The 18,887-nt window shown below is 69.6% G+C and carries 14 protein-coding genes; 6 read left to right on the top strand and 8 right to left on the bottom strand.

Translation table 11 applies throughout. From position 1 onward, the window contains the following. Window positions 1–90 precede the first annotated feature (90 nt). From K9D25_RS06700 to K9D25_RS06715, 4 genes are all read left to right on the top strand, one after another. Window positions 91–1,128 carry a LacI family DNA-binding transcriptional regulator gene (locus K9D25_RS06700; protein WP_244450083.1) on the top strand — a complete coding sequence of 346 codons (1,038 nt, stop codon included), beginning with the start codon at window positions 91–93 and terminating at the stop codon, window positions 1,126–1,128. Between the two features lie 157 nt (window positions 1,129–1,285). Continuing rightward, window positions 1,286–4,015, top strand: coding sequence for an autotransporter domain-containing protein (locus K9D25_RS06705; protein WP_244450084.1), 2,730 nt, complete (start codon window positions 1,286–1,288; stop codon window positions 4,013–4,015). A gap of 154 nt (window positions 4,016–4,169) precedes the next feature. Then, complete coding sequence (locus K9D25_RS06710) at window positions 4,170–6,677, top strand: glucan 1,4-alpha-glucosidase (RefSeq protein WP_244450085.1); 2,508 nt, start codon at window positions 4,170–4,172, stop codon at window positions 6,675–6,677. After that, window positions 6,674–7,405, top strand: coding sequence for an ROK family protein (locus K9D25_RS06715; RefSeq protein ID WP_244450086.1), 732 nt, complete (start codon window positions 6,674–6,676; stop codon window positions 7,403–7,405). Before K9D25_RS06710 ends, K9D25_RS06715 begins: the two co-directional genes overlap by 4 nt. 63 nt (window positions 7,406–7,468) lie before the next feature. Here the strand turns inward: K9D25_RS06715 and K9D25_RS06720 are convergent, their stop codons facing one another. Both K9D25_RS06720 and K9D25_RS06725 read right to left on the bottom strand, forming a co-directional pair. Then, complete coding sequence (locus K9D25_RS06720) at window positions 7,469–8,719, bottom strand: Zn-dependent hydrolase (protein ID WP_244450087.1); 1,251 nt, start codon at window positions 8,717–8,719, stop codon at window positions 7,469–7,471. Further along, window positions 8,716–9,684 carry a LysR family transcriptional regulator gene (locus K9D25_RS06725; protein ID WP_244450088.1) on the bottom strand — a complete coding sequence of 323 codons (969 nt, stop codon included), beginning with the start codon at window positions 9,682–9,684 and terminating at the stop codon, window positions 8,716–8,718. Before K9D25_RS06725 ends, K9D25_RS06720 begins: the two co-directional genes overlap by 4 nt. A 139-nt stretch (window positions 9,685–9,823) precedes the next feature. On the opposite strand from K9D25_RS06725, the gene K9D25_RS06730 reads away from it, so the two are divergent. Further along, window positions 9,824–11,008 carry an aromatic ring-hydroxylating oxygenase subunit alpha gene (locus tag K9D25_RS06730; RefSeq protein ID WP_244450089.1) on the top strand — a complete coding sequence of 395 codons (1,185 nt, stop codon included), beginning with the start codon at window positions 9,824–9,826 and terminating at the stop codon, window positions 11,006–11,008. Window positions 11,009–11,117: 109 nt separating this feature from the next. Continuing rightward, complete coding sequence (gene argE / locus K9D25_RS06735) at window positions 11,118–12,272, top strand: acetylornithine deacetylase (protein ID WP_244450090.1); 1,155 nt, start codon at window positions 11,118–11,120, stop codon at window positions 12,270–12,272. Between the two features lie 18 nt (window positions 12,273–12,290). Here argE and K9D25_RS06740 read toward each other — a convergent pair whose 3' ends face one another. The 6 genes from K9D25_RS06740 to K9D25_RS06765 form a co-directional block, all read right to left on the bottom strand. Continuing rightward, window positions 12,291–13,814, bottom strand: coding sequence for an MFS transporter (locus K9D25_RS06740; protein WP_244450091.1), 1,524 nt, complete (start codon window positions 13,812–13,814; stop codon window positions 12,291–12,293). 102 nt (window positions 13,815–13,916) lie between these two features. Continuing rightward, window positions 13,917–14,672: a sulfite exporter TauE/SafE family protein gene (locus tag K9D25_RS06745; RefSeq protein ID WP_244450092.1), complete on the bottom strand. Its 756-nt coding sequence runs from the start codon at window positions 14,670–14,672 to the stop codon at window positions 13,917–13,919. Window positions 14,673–14,708: 36 nt separating this feature from the next. Next, window positions 14,709–15,476, bottom strand: a complete 768-nt coding sequence (locus K9D25_RS06750; RefSeq protein ID WP_244450093.1) for an SDR family NAD(P)-dependent oxidoreductase — start codon at window positions 15,474–15,476, stop codon at window positions 14,709–14,711. Then, entirely contained in the window at window positions 15,473–16,843 is a 1,371-nt protein-coding gene (locus tag K9D25_RS06755) for an MmgE/PrpD family protein (protein ID WP_244450094.1), read from the bottom strand. Before K9D25_RS06755 ends, K9D25_RS06750 begins: the two co-directional genes overlap by 4 nt. After that, window positions 16,840–18,336: a tripartite tricarboxylate transporter permease gene (locus K9D25_RS06760; protein WP_244450095.1), complete on the bottom strand. Its 1,497-nt coding sequence runs from the start codon at window positions 18,334–18,336 to the stop codon at window positions 16,840–16,842. The genes K9D25_RS06755 and K9D25_RS06760 overlap by 4 nt, the downstream gene beginning before the upstream one ends. Next, complete coding sequence (locus K9D25_RS06765) at window positions 18,333–18,821, bottom strand: tripartite tricarboxylate transporter TctB family protein (RefSeq protein ID WP_244450096.1); 489 nt, start codon at window positions 18,819–18,821, stop codon at window positions 18,333–18,335. Before K9D25_RS06765 ends, K9D25_RS06760 begins: the two co-directional genes overlap by 4 nt. Window positions 18,822–18,887 lie beyond the last annotated feature (66 nt).

Genomic DNA, 18,887 nt, shown 5'->3' on the forward strand with positions numbered 1-18,887 from the left:
TAATCGATTGCAAGGGGGGTCGAGGAGGGTTTCCGTAACGGCATCGCGAGGCGATTGCCAGCGGGGGCCCAGCGCGTCTATGGAGTGGCCATGCAGCACCAGAGACCGAAGATCGTGGACGTGGCGCGGCTCGCCGGCGTTTCCACCGCCACGGTCAGCCGCGTGCTCTCCAACCCCGACGTGGTGAGCGCCGAGACGCGCCGCAGCGTCGAGGAAGCCATCCGCCAGACCGGCTACCGCCTCAACCACGCGGCGCGCAATTTGCGTCACCGGCGCACCGGCGGCGTGGTGGCGCTGGTACCGAACCTTTCCAACCCGTTCTTCTCGCAGATCCTCGCCGGCATGGCGGCGGTGTTGGCGGGGGCGGGCTATAATCTGCTCATCGCCGACAGCTGCGTCATGGGCGGGGAGGCGCTGCTGGCCTATGCCGAGCCGAGCCGTGCCGACGGGCTGATCGTGCTCGATGGCTCGCTTCCCGCCGAAGGGCTGAAGCGCCGCGTGCCCGTGGTGCTCGCCTGCGAATGGATACCGGGCATCCAGGCGCCGCGGGTGAAGATCGACAATCGCGCGGCGGCGCGGGTGGCGGTGGAGCACCTGATCGGCCTCGGCCACCGGCGCATCGGCCATGTCGCGGGCCCGCCCGGCAATGTGCTGAGCGAGGCGCGCCTTGCCGGCACCGAGCAGGCGCTGGCGGCGCGCGGCCTGCCGGCGCCGCAGGTCTTTTCCGGCGATTTCAGCCTCGATTCCGGCCGCCTCGCCGGCGAAACCTGGCTCGCTCTGCCGGCGGAGCAGCGCCCCACGGCGGTGTTCCTCGCCAGCGACGCCATGGCCTGCGGCTTCATCGGCGAGGTGCAGCATCGCGGCCTCGCCGTGCCGCGCGACGTGTCTGTCATGGGCTTCGACGATATCGAGCTGGTCTCGCACATGACGCCTGCCCTCTCCACCATCCGCCAGCCGCGCGAGGCGATCGGCCGTCGGGCGGCGGAGTGCCTGCTGGCGATGATCGGTGGCGAAGCGCCGGAGGGCGACATCGTGCTGCCGACCGAACTGGTGCTGCGCGCCAGCACCGCCCCGCCCGTTACCACCCCTGCCATAAAGAGCCACGAGGCGGGCCCGGCGCGCTTGTGAGCGCCGCGGAATCCGGGCTATCGCTACGGAAGGTGTCACGGCGAGGGGAGGCGGCGTGGGGACAAAAGGCGGGCGATCGGCGGCGAAAACCCACTTCCGGCGGCGTTCTGGTGACCGGACGGGACGGACCGGGAGGCGCCTTGCGGCTCTGCTCACCTTGGGCTGTGCCTCGCTCGCCGCCGCGCCGGCGGGCGCGATCTATCTCAACGACGTGGATGCCGAGGCCGTCGGAGGGGTGCAGAACTGGTACGACAGCGAAAACCAGTTTTCCAATGTCGTCGCGGTCTCGATTGACGGCCTCTCGCATTGTTCCGGCACGCTCATCAATTCCCGCACCGTGCTCACCGCCGGCCACTGCGCGCTGAGCGACGTGACAGGCGTGGTGCTCAGCTGGTTCGATGAGGTTGAGGTCCGCTTTTCCCCCGACTCGACACAGCCGACTGCCAATGACCGCGCCCTCAGCGGTGTCGCGGTCAATCCTGCCTATGCTCCCGCCGGCTATCCCTATAATGACGTCGCGCTGATCTCGCTGGCCCGGCCGGTATCCGAGGTTGCGCCGGTGACGCTGGCCACCTCGCCCGACCAGTTGCCCGGCATCGGCGAGTTAGTCTGGGTGGCCGGCTATGGTGAGATCGGAACCGGCACCCAGAGCAATCTCGGCTATGACGACCGCCGCCGCGCCGTGACCAATACACTGGGCGAGATTGAGCCGCTGCCGGATGGCGGCTATCTGCTCAACCTCCAGTTTCGCGACCCGCTGAACCCGGACGATCCGAACTACTTCAATCTCGACGCTCCGGTTCCGGCCTGGCAGGGCATCACCGCGGCGGGTGACAGCGGCGGACCGCTGTTCATGGTCGGGTCGGATGGCGGGTTGATCCAGATCGGCGTAACCTCGACAGGAGGGATCCTGGACCCGGACAACCCCGATCAGTACGTCTACACCTATGGAACCTTCGCCACCTATGGCGCCGTTGCCGACCATGCGGACTGGCTCGCCGCCGCCAACCCGCTGCGCACCACCACCGCCGCCGCTGGCGCCTTCGCCTGGAGCGAGGCGGCCCGCTGGACCGACACGCTCGGCCGCCACGAGACGCCGGACAATGCGGATGGCGCCTTCGCCGGCTATGGAACGCTCGGCCGCTATTATGAGGTAGTGCTCGCGCAGCCTTCGCAGATTCGCCTCGACATGTCGCCGACCCTTGACCGGCTGACCGTTGCCCATGCCGGCGCCGGCCTCGATATCGCGGCGGGGTATCGGCTGGACGTGCTGCTCGACACGGTGTTCGCCGGCGGAGGGCTGCATATTGACGGTGCGCTGACGACGGCCCGCCTGCTGCAAGCCGGCGGCGTGGTCTCCGGCACCGGAACGCTCGACGCGGCTGGCGGCTATGTCCACACCGGCGGCACGCTGGCGCCGGGTGCTTCAGGTGCGCTCGGCACCCTGACCCTCACCGGCGACTATGCGGCGGATGCCGCCGCCCGGCTCGATGTGCGGCTCGGCGCGGCGGGCGCCGACCGGCTGGCGGTGAGCGGCACGGCCAGCCTCGACGGGACGCTCGCCTATCGCCTGTTCGATCCCGCGCCCTTCGGCAGCTACACCGTGCTCACCGCTGGCGAGGGGATCAAGGGCGCATTCGCCACGCTGGAGGGGCCGGCCTCGGCCTTCGCCGCCGTCAGCGCGGTGCCCGCGCCGCATGAACTCCGTCTGGTGGTAACCCAGTCTCGCTCCTTCACTTCCGGCGGCCTCACCGCCAATCAGCGCGCGCTCGGCGCCGCGCTCGACGCGCTCGATCCCGCCGCGCCCTTGGTCGCCTCGGCCGCCTGGCTGCCGAGCCTTTCCGCCGCGCGCGAGGCTTTCGACGGGTTGTCGGGCCAAAGCTATGCCTCGCTGGAAACGCTGCTGCTGCAGGATACCCGCTTCGCCCGCGCGGCGGCGCTCGACCGGCTGCGGGCAGCTTCCGGCGCCGGAGGCGGCGGGTCGGGGACGCAGGTGGCGAGCTTTGCCGATGACGGCACGCGGCTCGCCGATGCGGCATCGGGCACCGGGACGGCGCTGTGGCTGCAGGGTTTCGGTGCCTTCGGCAGGCTCGATAGCGCCGGCGCCGGCCTGTCGCGCGACGTTGGCGGCTTTTATGCCGGCCTTGATCGGCTGTTCTTCGACACGTGGCGGATCGGTGCCTTTGGCGGCTACAGCCACAGCGCGCTCGGCGCCGGGGGCTTCGCCGACTCCTGGGGGGTCGATACCTACACGCTCGGCCTCTATGGCGGGCGCCGGTGGGGGCCGCTCGCGCTCAGCCTGGGCGGCGCCTATGGCTGGAACGAGGTATCCGCCAGCCGCAGCCTTGCCCTGCCCGGCCTCCCGCAGACGCTGACCGCCGATTTCAGTACCGGCGCGGCGCAGTTTTTCGGCGAGATCGGCTATGAGATCGCGCTCGCCGGGGCGCGGCTGGAGCCTTTCGCCGGTCTCGCCTATGTCGCGCTGGAGGGCGGCCGCTTTCGCGAGACGGGCGGCGCGGCGGCGCTGGCAATGTCTGGGATGGACGCCGAGGCCAGCTTCGGCACCCTCGGCGCGCGCCTCTCGCTGCCTCTCGCCGCGCCGGCGGGAGTGAGGCTGCGGATGGACGCCTCCGCCGCCTGGCAGCATGTGTGGGGCGGTACCCCGACGCTCGGCGTCGCCTTTGCCGGGGCGCCGTCCGGCGGCCTCGCCGGCGGGCCGGCTTTCGTCGTCACCGGGGCACCGCTGGCCCAGGACACGGCGCTGCTGGAGACCGGGCTGGTCGCCCAGGCCCGCACCGACCTGCAGCTCGGCCTGCGCTACACCGGCCAATTCGGCGACGGGCTGCGCGACAACGGCTTTCAGGCCAGCCTGCGGTTGCGCTTCTAGGCGGCGGCCCGTGCCACGCCGACCATGGCGATTGACCGGACCGGAAATTCCCCGCAGGTTCCCCGGTGGGGCACGGGAGGCATGCGCGGCGGGTTGGCCCGGCGCGCCCGAAGGAAGATGCGTCCCTCAAGGGACGTGAGTTGGGGGGTACGCCATGAGCGACGATGGAGAACTGATACCGCCCGGTGGCCCCGGCGGCCCGGCACGCTGGACTTCGAGCGCCAAGGTGGGCGTCGGCACGGCGCGCACGGCGGCGAGCCGGCTGTGGTTCACCCTCAGCCACGGCATTCTCAACGAGATCTATTATCCCCGCGTCGACACCGCCTGCACCCGCGATTTCGGCTTCCTCGTCACCGGGCCGGACGGCTATTTCGCCGAGGAGAAGCGCGACGCCGACCATGAGGTCGGCGTGCTCGAACATGGCGTGCCGGCCTACCACCTGCTCAACACCGCCCGTGACGGGCGCTGGCGCATCCAGAAGCAGATCCTCACCGATCCGCGCCGCGAGGTGCTGATCCAGAAGGTGACCTTCGAGGCGCTGATCGGCGACATCTCGGAGTATCGCCTGTTTGCTTTGCTGGCGCCGCATCTCATCAATGCCGGGGCGGACAACACCGGCTGGGTCGGTGACTACAAGGGCACGTCGATGCTGTTCGCCTCCGGCCGGCGCGGCCAGTCGCTGGCGCTTGCCTGCTCGGTGCCGTGGAAGGCGCGTTCGGTCGGCTATGTCGGCACCTCCGACGGCTGGCAGCAGCTCAGCCGCCACGGCGAGCTGGAAGAGCGCTACCGCCGCGCCGAGTCCGGCAATGTCGCGCTCAGCGCCGAGATCGACCTTGCCGCCTGCAATGGCGAGATGCTGGTGGCGCTGGGCTTCGGCGCCCGGCCGGAGGAAGCCGGCTTCCGTGCCGTGTGCAGCCTGCAGGAAGGCTTCGAGGAACTGCGCCGCACCTATGTGCAGGGCTGGCGCAACTGGCAGAGCACGCTCATGCCGCTCGACCATCCGCAGGGGCGCTCCAACATCAATGCCTACCGCGCCAGCACCATCGTGCTTGCCACCCACCAGCCCTATTCCATGCCGGGCGCCATCATCGCCAGCCTCTCCATCCCCTGGGGCTTCAACAAGGGCGATGAGGATCTCGGCGGCTATCACCTCGTCTGGCCGCGCGATCTCGTCGAGAATGCCGGCGGCCTGCTGGCGGCGGGCGCCTATGACGAGGCCAAGTCCGTGCTCGGCTATCTCCGCGCCATACAGGAGGCGGATGGCCACTGGTCGCAGAATGTCTGGCTGGACGGCGTGCCCTATTGGGGCGGCGTGCAGATGGACGAATGCGCCTTCCCCATCCTGCTCGCCGACATGATCCGCCGCAGCGGCCATTTTGCCCATGGCGAACTCGACAGCTACATGGACATGATCACGCGCGCCGCGCGGTTCATCGTCCTCAACGGCCCCGTCACCGGCCAGGACCGCTGGGAGGAGGATGCCGGCTATTCGCCCTTCACCCTTGCGGCGGAAATCTCCGCGCTGCTTGCCGCCGCCGACATGATGGATATCGCCGGCCGAAAGGCGGATGCGCGCTATCTGCGCGAGAAGGCCGATGCCTGGAACGACTCCATCGAGCACTGGACCTTCGCCACCGGCACCGACCTCGCCGACCGGCTCGGCGTCGAGGGCTATTATGTGCGCATCGCCCCGCCGGAGACGGCGGACGCGGCCTCCCCGCTCGACGGCTTCGTGCCGGTGAAGAACCGCCCGCCCGCCGATACCGACCGGCCGGCTGCGCAGCTGATCTCGCCGGACGCGCTGGCGCTGGTGCGCTTCGGCCTGCGCGCAGCGGACGATCCGCGCATTCTCGACACCATCAAGGCCATCGACGCCATTCTCAAGGTGGAACTGCCGCAGGGGCCGGTCTGGTACCGCTACAATGGCGATGGCTATGGCGAGCACGAGGACGGCTCGCCCTTCGACGGCACCGGCATCGGCCGTGCCTGGCCGCTGCTCACCGGCGAGCGGGCGCATTACGAGATCGCCGCCGGCAATCTGGTGCGCGCCGGCCAGCTTCTGGTGACGCTGGAGGATTGCGCCGGCCCGGGCGGCCTGCTGCCGGAGCAGGTATGGGACCAGGATGACATTCCCGAGCGCGAGCTCTATAAGGGCCGGCCCTCGGGCAGCGCCATGCCGCTGGTCTGGGCCCATGCCGAGCACATCAAGCTGATGCGCTCGCTGCATGACGGCAAGGTGTTCGACACCCCGCCGCAGACGGTGCAGCGCTATCTCGTCGACAAGGTCACGTCGCCGCGCCGGCTCTGGCACTTCAACCAGAAGCTCCGCTCGCTGCCGGCCGGCCTTGTCTTGCGCATCGAGCTGCCGGCGCCGGCCGTCATCCACTGGTCGCTCGACGGCTGGACGACCAGCCAGGACACGCCGACGCAGCCCACCAGCTTTGGCCTGCACATCGTGGATCTGCCGACCACGCTGCGCCATCACGGCCGTCATCTGCGCTTCACCTTCTTCTGGCCTGAAGCGGACAAGTGGGAAGGCGAGGATTACAGCGTCGTCGTCGACGGCGACGGGACGCTGTTCCACGCGGCGGCGGACGAGCCGGAAGTGAGCCGGCGGGTCGCGGAGCCCGCGCGCAGCGATGTCGAGGGAGGGCAGGCATGACGGACGCAACGAGCACGGCAAGCGTGGCGGCAAAGCCCGGCATTCTGGCGGCGGATATCGGCGGCACCGGGCTGAAATGCGCGGTCATCGACGATCACGGCACCATGCTGTCCGAACGCGAGAAGGTCGACACGCCCCATCCCTGCCACCCGGAGGCGCTGCTCGACGCCTATGCCGGCATGGCGGCCAAGCTGCCGGCCTTCGACCGTATCTCCATCGGCTTCCCCGGCGTGGTGCGCAACGGAAAGGTGCTCACCGCGCCGAACCTCGGCACCGAGCTGTGGGCGGGCTTCGCATTGGCGGACGCCATGGCGGCACGGCTCAAGGCGCCGGCACGGCTGATCAACGATGCCGAGATGCAGGGCTATGGCATCATCTCCGGCAAGGGGCTGGAACTGGTGATGACGCTCGGCACCGGCTGCGGCACCGCTCTGTTCCGCGACGGCGATCTCATGCCGCATATGGAGCTGGCGCACCACCCGGTGCACGACAACCTGACCTATGACGAATATCTCGGCGTGGCCGCCTATGAATCACATGGTAAGCACCACTGGAATCACCATGTGAAACGGGTGATCGAGCTGCTTTACGTGCTGCTGCACTATGACCATCTCTATCTCGGCGGCGGCAATGCCAAGCATGTCGAGATCGAGCTGCCGGCCAATGTCAGCCTCGCCAGCAACGATGCCGGCCTCACCGGCGGCGCCGCGCTCTGGCGCAAGGGCTGAGCGCCCCGCAGTCCGCACACCCTATCCCCGGGCGTGACCCGGGGATAGGGCGGGGCGTGCCCCCTATTCCGCCACTTCCGCCGCTTGCAGCACGGCCTGCAGCAGCACATCGGTGCCGGCGCCGGCCCATGCCGGCGTGATGTCCTCCGCCTCGTTGTGGCTGAGCCCGTCGACGCAGGGACAGAAGATCATGGCCGACGGCATGGTCTTGGCCACCCAGCACGCGTCGTGCCCGGCGCCCGACACCATGTCGCGGTGGGAATAGCCGAGCCGCTCCGCCGCCGCGCGCAGGCCCGCCAGCAAATCCTCGTCGAAGGCGGTGGGGTCGAAGGCGCCGACCTCCGCGATCGCCACCCCGATGCCGAGATCGGCCGCCACCTCCCGCGCCGCCTCTTTCACCTGCTCCGCCATGGAGTTCAGCGTCGCCAGCTCCGGATGGCGCAGATCGGCGGTGAACACCACCTTGCCCGGCAGGATGTTGCGCGAGTTCGGCGCGAACACCAGCTGACCCACCGCGCCGACGGCCTTCGGCCCGTGGGCGCGGGTGATGGTCTCGATGCGCTCGATGATGCGCGCCGCGCCGAGGCTGGCGTTGAGCCGGCGGTCCATCGGCGTGGTGCCGGTATGGGCCTCGCGCCCGGTGAGCGTCACCTCCACCCAGCGCAGCCCCTGGCCATGGGTGACGATGCCGATATCGACGCCTTCTTGTTCCAGGATCGGCCCCTGCTCGATATGCAGCTCGAAATAGGCGTGGCCCTTGCGCTGGCCGACCGGTTCCTCGCCCTTGAAGCCGATACGCTCCAGTTCATCGCCGAAGCGCAGGCCCTGGGCATCCGTGCGATCATAGGCCCATTCCAGCGTGTGGACGCCGGCATAGACGCCGGAGGCGACCATGGCGGGGGGGAAGCGCGAGCCTTCCTCATTGGTCCAGTTCACCACCTCCACCGGCCGGCGGGTGCGAATGCCGAGATCGTTCAGCGTGCGCACCACTTCCAGCGCGGCGAGCACGCCGAGCACGCCGTCGAACTTGCCGCCCGTCGGCTGGGTATCGAGATGCGAGCCGATGAGGATGGGCAGCGCCTGCGCATCCGTGCCCTCGCGGCGGGCGAACATCGAGCCCATGGCGTCGATGCCGACCACCATTCCGGCCTCCTCGCACCAGCGCTGGAACAGCAGGCGCCCCTCGCGGTCGGCATCGGTCAGCGCCTGGCGGTTATTGCCGCCGGCAATGCCGGGGCCGATCTCAGCCATCGCCATCAGGCTGTCCCACAGCCGCCCGCCATCGACGCGCATATTGCCGGTCTGCTGGTTCATGCTGGTGGTCTCCCGTTGCGCGGATGCGGTCTGTCGTCTGGCTCATAGCCGGCTTCGCGCCCATTGGCGCGCTGAAAATAGGCGGCGGCATGGTCGGCGAAACGCCGCAGCAGGCCGTCGCGGGCGCCATAGCGCGAGGCGAGCACGATGCGCAGCGGCCGCACCGGCCCGGCAAGCCGCAACGTCTTCACCCGGCGCCCGTCATAGGTGGTGGCGGAGGGCGGGCGCATCACCAGCAGGGTGAAGCCGAAGCCCGCCGCGACCGCGCTGCGCACCGCCTCCAGCGAGGTCGAGACATGGGCGATGGGTGGGGCGATGCCCCCTTCCGCCAGCAATTCCTCGAAATAGGCCCGGCTGCCCGGGCCATCGAGCATCACATAGGGTTCGTCCGCCAGCTCGTGCCAGGAGACCGCACGGCGCCCCGCCAGCCGGTGGTCGGCCGCTACCACCACGCTCGGCTGGAGCGCGGCGAGTTCGAGCTGGGGAAGGTCGGACAGATCGGCGCCGCGATCATAGGTCAGCACGAGGTCGATCTCGCCGCTGCGCAACGCCTCGGCAAGCGGGGTCAGCGCCATTTCCTGCTGACGGATGACGACGCCCGGCGCCTGCCGCGCGAAATCCCGCATCAGGTCGGCGGCATAGAACGGCGCCAGCGTCGAGAACACGCCGAGCCGGATCTCGCCCGTGGTCTCGGCCGCCAGCGCCCGCGCCTCGCGCTCCACCTGCTCGGCGGCCAGCGCCAGCGCGGTGGCGTGGCCGAGAAAACTCCGCCCCTGCAGAGTCAGTGTCAGCCCGCGGGCATGGTGGCGCTCGAACAAGGTGAGGCCCAGCATCTGCTCCAGCTTCGCCAGCGCCTGCGCGATGGAGGGTTGGGAGATGTTCAGCGCCCGCGCCGCCTGCGCGATGCCGCCCTGCTCGGCCACCGCGCGGAAATAGGCGATCTGGCGGAGCGTGTAGCGAACCATATTCCAGCTGTCTCGATGATCGGATAATTGAGCTTTTATCTATGTTAGGAGCGTTGCACCCTCGGGTTCAAGGCTTTGACGCGGCCGGCCGCCGCCGTCGCGGCGGAGCGGAGCCGAACGCCAGCCGAGGATGACACGCATGAGCCTTCAGCCGTCCGCTGCCACATCACCTGTTGCCACGTCGCCCGCCGCCGCGCTGCTTGCCGCCGCCGCCCGCCCTTTCGAGGACGCGGTCGCCATGCCGCCGAGCGTTTATACCAGCGCGGATTTTCTCGCCCGCGAGTTGGAGACCATCTTCGCCCGTGAATGGATGTGCGTCGGGCGGGCGAGTTCATTGGCGAAGCCCGGCGACTATCTGACCTATGAGTTGGCCGGCCAGCCGGTGATGGTGCTGCGCGACGGCGAAGGCCGGCTGTGCGCCTTCTCCAATGTCTGCCTGCACCGCATGTCGACCTTGCTGGAAGGAACGGGCAACCGCCGCGCCATCGTCTGCCCCTACCACGCCTGGACCTACGGTCTCGACGGCCGGCTGCGCGGGGCGCCGTTCATGGCTGAGACCACCGGCTTCTGTAAGGAGGACTATTCTCTCCCCTCCATTCGCTGCGAGGAATGGCTCGGCTGGATCTATGTCACGCTGGACGAAGGCCGGCCCGGCGTCGCGGCAAGCCTCGGCGCGCTGGAAGCGATGATCGCGCCCTACCAGATGCAGAACTATGTCGAGTGCTTTCGCGAGACCCATGTGTGGGACACCAACTGGAAGGTCCTCGCCGAGAATTTCATGGAGAGCTACCACCTGCCGGTCTGCCACGCCGCCACTGTGGGCGGCCATTCCAAGCTGGAGGAGATGGAGTGTCCGCCGGGCCTGCCGGCGTTCAACTATCACTGGATCACCAAGGAAGCCTCGCTGCCGATCGGTAATGCTCACCCCACCAATACGCGGCTGGAGGGACGCTGGCGCAAGACCACGGCGCTGCTGGCGCTCTATCCCAGCCACCTCATCACCCTGACGCCGGGCTATTTCTGGTATCTGTCGCTGCACCCGCAGGGGCCGGACAAGGTGTCGCTGCTGTTCGGCGGCGGGCTCTCGCCGGAGTTCATGGTCGATCCCCGCGCGGACGAGTATGTCGCAACGCTGAAGGGTCTGCTCGACGAGGTTAATGTCGAGGACCGCGGCTGCACGGAGAAGGTGTTTCGCGGCATGAAGGCGGACCGCGCCCGCGCCGGCCATCTCTCCTATCTCGAACGGCCGATCTACGATTTCATGCAGTACATCGCCGCGTGCACCGCCGGCTTCGAGCGCCGTTTCGCCGCTGCCGCTGAGTGAGGGCGCCGGCTTCGGTTTTTCCTATCCAGCGGCTTGGAAATTCCTGCTTTGCCGCGCGGCGCCGAGGCGTCACCCTGCCGGCGTCCCGTCTTGCTTGCGCCGGCCGCCGATGAACGCTTCACGCCCGATCGAGATTCTGGAACGGCTGATCGCCTTTCCCACCATCAGCCGCGAGTCCAATCTCGCGCTCATCGACTATGTCCGTACGCTGCTGGCGCCGCTCGGCGCCCGGCTGACGCTCGTGCACAATGCGGCCGGCACCAAGGCCAATCTCCACGCCGTGCTCGGCCCGTCGGGCGGCGGCGGGATATTGCTCTCCGGCCACACCGATGTGGTTCCCGTCGAGGGGCAGGCGTGGAGCACCGACCCGTTCCGCCTCACCGCGCGCGGCGATGATCTGCTCGGGCGTGGTAGTTGCGACATGAAGGGCTTTCTCGCCTGCGCGCTCGCGGCGGCCGAGCGGGCGGCGACGCGGCGGCTCGAACGGCCGCTGCACCTGGCCTTCAGCTATGACGAGGAGATCGGCTGCGTCGGCGTGCGCGGGCTGATCGAGCGGCTCGTCGGCGCGCCCGACCTGCCGGCACTGTGCGTCATCGGCGAGCCGACGATGCTGGAAACCGTGGTCGCGCATAAGGGCAAGCTGGCGGCGCGGCTCACCTGCCGGGGGCGGGAATGCCATTCCAGCCACGCCCCGGAAGGGCTGAACGCCATCCACCTCGCCGCCGACATGCTGGGCGAGATGCGGACGCTGCAGGACGAACTCGCCGCCGGCCCGCAGGACGACGCCTATGCCGTGCCCTTCACCACCGTCCATGCCGGCACCATCCAGGGCGGCACCGCGCTCAACATCGTGCCGAACGCCTGCACGATGGAGTTCGAGATCCGCAACCTGCCGACCGACGATCCCGCGCTTTTGCTGGACCGGCTGTTCGACAAGGCGGCGGAGCTGACGCAGGCAGCGCAGGCGCGCTTTCCCGGCACGGGTGTCTCCGTCGACATCGTCAACGCCTATCCCGGGCTGGAAACGCCGCCCGAGGCCGAGGTGGTGGCGCTGCTGCGCCGGCTCAACGGTCCCGGCCCGCTGCGCAAGATCGCCTTCGGCACCGAGGGCGGCCTTTTCCGGGAGAAGCTCGGCATTCCCACGGTGGTGTGCGGCCCCGGCGACATTCGCGACGCGCACAAGCCGGACGAATATGTCAGCCGCGACCAGCTCGCCCGCTGCCAGGTGATGCTGGCCCGCCTCGTCGACGAGATCAGCGCCTGAGCGGGCGCTTCGGGGCGCCTACCGCACCCGCGTCAGCCGGGCGCGGGCGACGAGGAGCGCCAGCAGCGCCGAGGCGGCGCAGGTGAGCGCCGCGAGGTCGACGGCGTGGGAGAAGGCGCCGAAAGCGGCCTGCAGCAAAGGCGTGGCCAGTGGCTCGGGCAGCTTGGCCGCGCCGAACACGGCGGCGTCCAGCGTGCGCTGCGCCGGCTCCAGCAACGCCAGGGGAATGCCTTCCGGCAGCGGCGCGGCCTCCATGCCCAGCCGGTAGCTTGCCGCCACCAGGCTGCCGAGCACCGCGATGCCCATGGCGCCGCCGAATTCGAAGCTGGTCTCCGAGATGCCGGAGGCCGCCCCCGCGCGCTCGGGCGGGGCGAGACGCATCACCAGATCGGTGGTGAGGGTGCCGGCCGGCGAAAGGCCGAGGCACATCAGCACGATGGCGCCCATCAGCAGCCCCATGGAGGGCTCCGCCCGCAGCTGCGTGAGCAGCAGGAAGCCGGCAATGGCGCAGACCAGCCCCACCGAGAGCACGTCCACCGGCCGCCAGCGCCGCACCAGGCGCGGCGTCGCCATGGAGCCGAGGGCGAAGCACAGGCCGGAGGGCGCGGTCCACAGCCCCGCCTCGAGCGGGCTCATGCCGAGCACGAACTGCAGATATTGTGAGATGAAGACGAAGATGCCCATCACCCCCATCATCGCCAGCACATTGATCGCCAGCGCCGCGCCAATGCCGGGATGGGCGAACAGAGCGAGGTCGATCATCGGGTCGGCGAGGCGCTTCTGCCGGGCGAGGAAGAAGCCGACGACGACGAGCCCCAGCGCCAGCGCCGCAGCCGGCTCAAGCCCCGGCCCATGTTCGGCGACGCGCTTCATGCCATAGACCAGCGCCAGCACGGCGATCACCGACTGGGCGGCGCTGACGATGTCGAGCCGGCCCGCCTTCTCGTCGCGATATTCCGGCAGCAGAAGCGGCCCGGCGACCAGCAGGGCGAGCATGATGGGAACAGCGGCGAGAAACACCGCGCCCCAGCCGAAATAGGTGAGGATCACCCCGCCCACCAGCGGCCCCAGCGCCGCGCCGGCGGAGAAGCAGGCGATCCACACCCCGATGGCGAAGGTCCGCTCGCGGTCGTCGAGGAAGATGTTGCGGATGAGCGAAAGCGTCGAGGGCGCCAGCGTCGCCCCGGCGAGGCCGAGCACCGCGCGGGCAAGGATGAGCTGCTCGGCGCTGCGCGCCATGGCGGCGGCGATCGAGGCGAGCGCGAAGGCCGCCGCGCCGATCAGCAGCAGCTTGCGTCGGCCGATGCGGTCACCCAGCGTGCCCATCAGCATCAGCGCGCCGGCGACCATGAAGCCGTAAATGTCGATGATCCACAAAAGCTGCGCCGCCGAGGGCGCGAGGTCGAGCGCGAGATGCGGCACGGCGAGGTTCAGCACCGTGAGGTCCATCGCATAGACCGCGCAGGGCAGGGCGATGACGCCAAGCGCCACCCAATCGCGCGGGCGGGCGCGGTGAAGCGAGGGTGATGTCGCAAGCGTCATGGTGTGGTCCTGCCCGGCACTGTGCCGCAGGCCTTCGCCCGCAGCGGGCCGGAGTGAATAGCCGATCGGACGCCGGACAGCCAGTTCCCTCGTGCCCCGCCGTTAAAGCGCCAGCGCCCGCAGCCCCTGGGCGATCAGCACCAACCCGCCGAGCACCACCACGGCGTCGAGCACGCGCAGATGTGCGCCTTCGGACAGGGTGCCGACAAGCCTTTTGGCGAGGAACACGCCCGGCGTCGCCGCCGCCCCGATCAGCACCGCCATTAGCCAGGAGGCGAGGGGAAGCGCCCCTGCTGCCTGGAACACGCCCACCTTCACCAAGCCGAGCACCAGCGAGATGCCGGCATCGGTGGCGATGACCGCCGCCCCGTTCAGCCCCGCCGCTAGCAGGATGGAGAGCAGCACGACGCCGGTTCCCGCCGTACCGCCCATCAGGAGGCCGAAGCCGGCGCCCGCGACCGCGAGGCCGGAGCCCGAGAGATGGCCCTTCACCCGCGCCAGCCAGTGGCGGGTGGGGATCGCCAGCATCAGCACGGTGCCGATCACCACCGATACCCCGGCGCCGGAAAGGCGCGTATAGCCATAGGCGCCCAGCGCCGCCGTCGGCAGCGCCGCGGCGACGATGAGCGCGGCGCGGCGCGGGTCAAAGGCGCGGCAGAAGGCGATGAGCCGGCTGGTATTGGAGAGCATGGCGGAAACGGCGATGACCGGCACCACCGCCTCGGCGCCGATGATCGGCAGCAGGATCGGCGGCATCAGCAGGCCGGGGCCATAGCCGGTGACCCCGCCGGCCACGCCGGCGACAAAGGCGACGGCGGCAACCAGAAGATAGTGCCACAGGCTCACATCACCGAGCATGGCGGCGGCCACTCGATTGGGGGCGGGTCGCCCGGATCACGGCAGGAAGGCGCCGCCATTGACGTGCACCGTCTGCCCGGTGACGAAGCGTGCCTGCGGGCCGGCGAGATAGGCCACCATAGCGGCGACTTCCTCCGCCGTGCCCTCGCGGCCCAGCAGGGTCTGGTTGCGGGCATGGTGGGCCGGGCTTTTCTCCGCGCCCGCATGGCTGCGGTCGGTGCCGATGCGGCCGGGCGAGACGAGATTGACGGTGATACCGCGCGGCGCCAGCTCCACCGCCAGCGCCTTGGTCAACCCGTCCAGCCCCGCCTTGGCGGCGACGACATGGGCGCGGTTCGGGGCGCCGGTATAGGCGGTGAGGCCGCCAATATTAACGATGCTGCCGGCGGGGGAGGCCGCCAGATGCGGGATGGCGGCGCGGCAGAGCAGGAAGGCGCCGTCGAGGCAGATGCCGGTGATCTCGCGCCATTCCGCAAGGCTCATCGCCTCCACCGGCTTTTCCCGGCGGAGGGCGGCGTTGTTGACCAGAACGTCCAGCCGGCCGAAGCGCTCCAGTGCATGCTCGACGATGAGATCGGCGGAGGATTCGCGGGCGACATCGGCCAGCACCGACGTCGCCGGCGTGCCCAGCGCCTCCAGCTCATGCACCACCTTCTCGGCCGCGTCACGGTCGCTGCGGGCGACGATGACCACCGCCATGCCCGCCGCCCCCAGCGCATGGGCGATGGCGCGGCCGATATTGCGCGAGCCGCCGGTGACGATGGCCACGGGGCGGGAAGCGCCCGCAGCGGTTGAACCGTTCATGCGCTCTCTCCCAGCTGCACCTTCCCGCCGGCGGCGATGGCGTCAATAGCGGCGTGCAACGCCGCCGCCGCCGCCGTGTCCCCGCCACCATAGGCGATGTTGGCGTTGAACTTGGCGAGCAGTTCGGCGTCCGAGAGCGGCTCGCGCGCGCCCCCGCGCATATGCGGCTGGCGGATCTCGCGCACCGAACCGTCGGTCAGCGTCGCCCGCAGATGGCCGGTGAAGTTGCTTGGATATTCGTCGTCAGGGTCGATCTCGTAGGAAATCTTCGCCGCCAGCGCCCGCACGTCGGCGCGCGCAGTCTGCGCGTCGGTGAACTGCACCAGCCCCGCCGCGCCGTCGAGAAAGCCGACCGCCATGCAGAAGGGGGTGGAGAATTTGCCGGCATAGCCGTTCGGCACCGCCTGCTTGGCGGCGAGCGGTTCCCAGAGACGATGCACCGTGCCCTCGCCGACCTTGCACACGATGGAGACGATCTCCTCCGCCCGCACGCCCTGGCGGGCGAGGGCGATGGCGCAGTCGATGAAGGGCTGCGTCATGGTTCCGCAGGCATAGGGCTTGAAGGCGATGGTCGGCATGATCCAGTCCTCGCCCAACCCGTCCAGCAATGGGGCGAAATTCGCCGTCTTCGAGGGGGCGAAGGCGCGGAAAAAGCCGTGGTCGCCCTCAAATACCGTGGCCGGGCCGACAAAGCCTCCTTCCGCCAGCAGGGCCGCGCGCAGCCCGGCCTGGGCCGCGGCGCCGGGGTGCAGTCGCTTGGTCCAGGACCCGTCGGCGAGATATTCGATGATGCCGGAGGCGAGGCTGCCCGCCGTACCCAGCGCATGGGCCAGCTTTGCCCGGTCCAGCCCTAGGACCGCCCCCGCCGCTGCTGCCGCCGCCATGGCGCCGATCACCGCGGTGGGGTGGAAACCGGCCTTGTGGATCGCCTGCGGCGCGACGAGGCTGAGCCGGCTCATCAATTCGGCGCCGATGGCGATGGCGCGCATGACCGCCGTGCCGTCGAGGCCGCGATGCTGGGCGAGGGCGAGCGCGGCCGGCACCACCACCACGCCGGCATGCACCGGCCCGCCCTCGAAGGTGTCGTCATAATCCTCGCCATGCGCCGCCGTGCCGTTGACCAGCGCGGCGTCGTAGAGGTTCAGCCCCTGCGCATGGCCGATGGCGGTGCAGGGTCCCGTCCCGGCGGCGCTCGCCAGCGCGGCCCTTGTGTAGGGCTCGTGCCGGGCGGCGAAGGCGAGGCCGCAAATGTCGAGCAGCAGGCGCCGGCTCACCGCCTCGGCGGCCGGGGGAGGGGCGGCGCTGGCGGCAAAGCGTGCCAGCCGGCCGGCGACGGTGTCTTCGGAGAGCGGGCGGTGCTGGTTCACGAATGGGTTTCCTGCAACTGGGTCCGGCGCGCGTCGCGGTATTCGCGCGCCAGGGAGAAGACGATGAAGAACAAAGCGGCGCCGAGCAGGCCGACGGCGATCGGGTCTTCGAGGAAGATGTGATGGTCGCCGCCGGAGAGCACCAGCGAGCGGCGATAGCTCGATTCCACCAATTGGCCGAGCACCACGCCCAGAATCATCGGCAGCACCGGGAAGCGGGCGATGCGCATGAGATAGCCGACCAAACCGAGCGCGAGAGCAAGGCCGAGATCGAACGGGCTGTTGTTGAGCGTGAACAGGCCGGAGAGGATGAGGGCGAGGATGAAGCCGGCGCGGTAGGGTCGCGGCCGGTTCACCAGCCACACGCAGGCCGGCAGGATCAGCACGCCGACGCCGATCTGGGCGATGATGGCGATGAAGGAACCGACATAGAGGCTGTCGATCACCTGCGGGTTCTGCTCGAACAGGCGCGGGCCGGGCAGCAGCCCGTGCATCAGCAGCCCGCCCAGCAGAACGGCGGTGGAGTTGGAGCTGGGAATTCCGAAGCTCAGCAGCGGGATCAGCGCGGTGGAGGCGACGGTGTTGTTGGCGGCCTCCGGCGCGGCGATGCCTTCTTCCGAGCCCTTGCCGAACTTCTCCGGCGTCTTCGACCAGCGGCGCGCCTCATTATAGGACATGAAAGCGGCGACCGATCCGCCCCCGCCCGGCGTCAGTCCCTCGAACAGGCCGAGAATGCAGCCGATGATCTGTGAGCGGCGCAGCCGGCCCATCATGTCCCAGCTGGGAAGCCGGATGCGGATCGAATTGCCGAGCTGGGTGACGGAGGTGGAGCCGGACTGGCTCATCAATTCGGTCAGGGCGAACAGCCCGACCATGACCACCACGGGTTCGACGCCGCTCAAGAGGTCCGCCACATCAAAGGTGAAACGGGTGACGCCGGAGATCGGGTCGGTGCCGACGGTGGCGATCATCAGCCCGACCACCGTCGAGGCGAGGCCCTTGAGCAGCGAGTCGCCGCTCATCGAGGCGATGACGCTGAGGCCGAGAATGCCGAGCGCGAAATAGGAGGTGGGGCGGAAGGCCAGCGCCAGCCAGGACAGTGGCTCGGTCAGCAGCGCCAGCATGGCGAGGCCGAACAGGCTGCCCACCACGCCGGACATCAGCGAGATGCCGAGCGCCTCGCCGGCGCGGCCCTGGCGGTTCAATTCATAGCCGTCGATCACGGTGGCGGCGGAGGAATTGGTGCCGGGGGTGCGGATCAGGATCGCCGGGATCGAGCCGCCATATTCCGCGCCGATATAGACGCAGGCGAGCAGCGCGATCGCCATCGCCGGGTCCATCGTGTAGGTGAAGGGCAGCACCAGCGCCATGGTGATCGAGGCGGAAATGCCCGGCAGCGCGCCGCCGAGAATGCCCCAGGTCAGCCCGAGTATGGCGACCGGCACCAGCGGCGTGGCGGTGAGAAGATGCAGGATATCCCAGAAGGTGGTCACGACAGCCATCCCTGAAAGAGGGAGCCGGCGGGCTGGTGCACCCCCAGCAGCTTGACGAAGATCGCCCAGTAGAGCGTCGCCCCGCCGAGCGCGGCGGTCGGCAGCACCCAGCTGCGGGCGGCGCCCTCATAGAAGGCCACCGCGCCGATCAGCAGGGCCACGGAAAGGAAATAGCCGAGGAACGGCAGCAGCAGCACATAGGCGCCGCCAATCAGCAGCAGGCCGATGGCGCGCGGAAGCGAGGCGCCTTCCTCTTCCTCGGCCGCGACCTGAGGCACGCGCGTGCGCCGGGCGGCGAGGTCAGCGAGGGCGGTGCGCACCAGCAGCGCCAGCCCGATGAAGGCGAGCAGCAGGGCCAGCAGGCGGGGCAGGCCGGTGGCGCCGATCTCGTCCGACAGCGTGCTCTCGGCGATGGTGCCGGTCGCGGCGTAATAGCCGGCGGCGAGGGCGAGAAGCACGCCGCCGCTGAGATAATCCTGTCTCATGATCCGTTCCTTGGGGGGCGGAAGGTGCCGCCGGCACCGGCCAGGGAGCGGGGCGGGCGCGTCGGC

Origin of the sequence: Ancylobacter polymorphus (genome assembly GCF_022836935.1) — a bacterium.
Taxonomy (GTDB): domain Bacteria; phylum Pseudomonadota; class Alphaproteobacteria; order Rhizobiales; family Xanthobacteraceae; genus Ancylobacter; species Ancylobacter polymorphus_A.

Bases quoted from the DNA above. Each gene is read 5' to 3' on its own strand.
- K9D25_RS06740 (WP_244450091.1), bottom strand. From the start codon at position 13,814: ATGACGCTTGCGACATCACCCTCGCTTCACCGCGCCCGCCCGCGCGAT.
- K9D25_RS06715 (WP_244450086.1), top strand. From the start codon at position 6,674: ATGACGGACGCAACGAGCACGGCAAGCGTGGCGGCAAAGCCCGGCATT.
- K9D25_RS06765 (WP_244450096.1), bottom strand. From the start codon at position 18,821: ATGAGACAGGATTATCTCAGCGGCGGCGTGCTTCTCGCCCTCGCCGCC.
- argE (WP_244450090.1), top strand. From the start codon at position 11,118: ATGAACGCTTCACGCCCGATCGAGATTCTGGAACGGCTGATCGCCTTT.
- K9D25_RS06710 (WP_244450085.1), top strand. From the start codon at position 4,170: ATGAGCGACGATGGAGAACTGATACCGCCCGGTGGCCCCGGCGGCCCG.
- K9D25_RS06720 (WP_244450087.1), bottom strand. From the start codon at position 8,719: ATGAACCAGCAGACCGGCAATATGCGCGTCGATGGCGGGCGGCTGTGG.
- K9D25_RS06730 (WP_244450089.1), top strand. From the start codon at position 9,824: ATGAGCCTTCAGCCGTCCGCTGCCACATCACCTGTTGCCACGTCGCCC.
- K9D25_RS06700 (WP_244450083.1), top strand. From the start codon at position 91: ATGCAGCACCAGAGACCGAAGATCGTGGACGTGGCGCGGCTCGCCGGC.
- K9D25_RS06745 (WP_244450092.1), bottom strand. From the start codon at position 14,672: ATGCTCGGTGATGTGAGCCTGTGGCACTATCTTCTGGTTGCCGCCGTC.
- K9D25_RS06725 (WP_244450088.1), bottom strand. From the start codon at position 9,684: ATGGTTCGCTACACGCTCCGCCAGATCGCCTATTTCCGCGCGGTGGCC.
- K9D25_RS06750 (WP_244450093.1), bottom strand. From the start codon at position 15,476: ATGAACGGTTCAACCGCTGCGGGCGCTTCCCGCCCCGTGGCCATCGTC.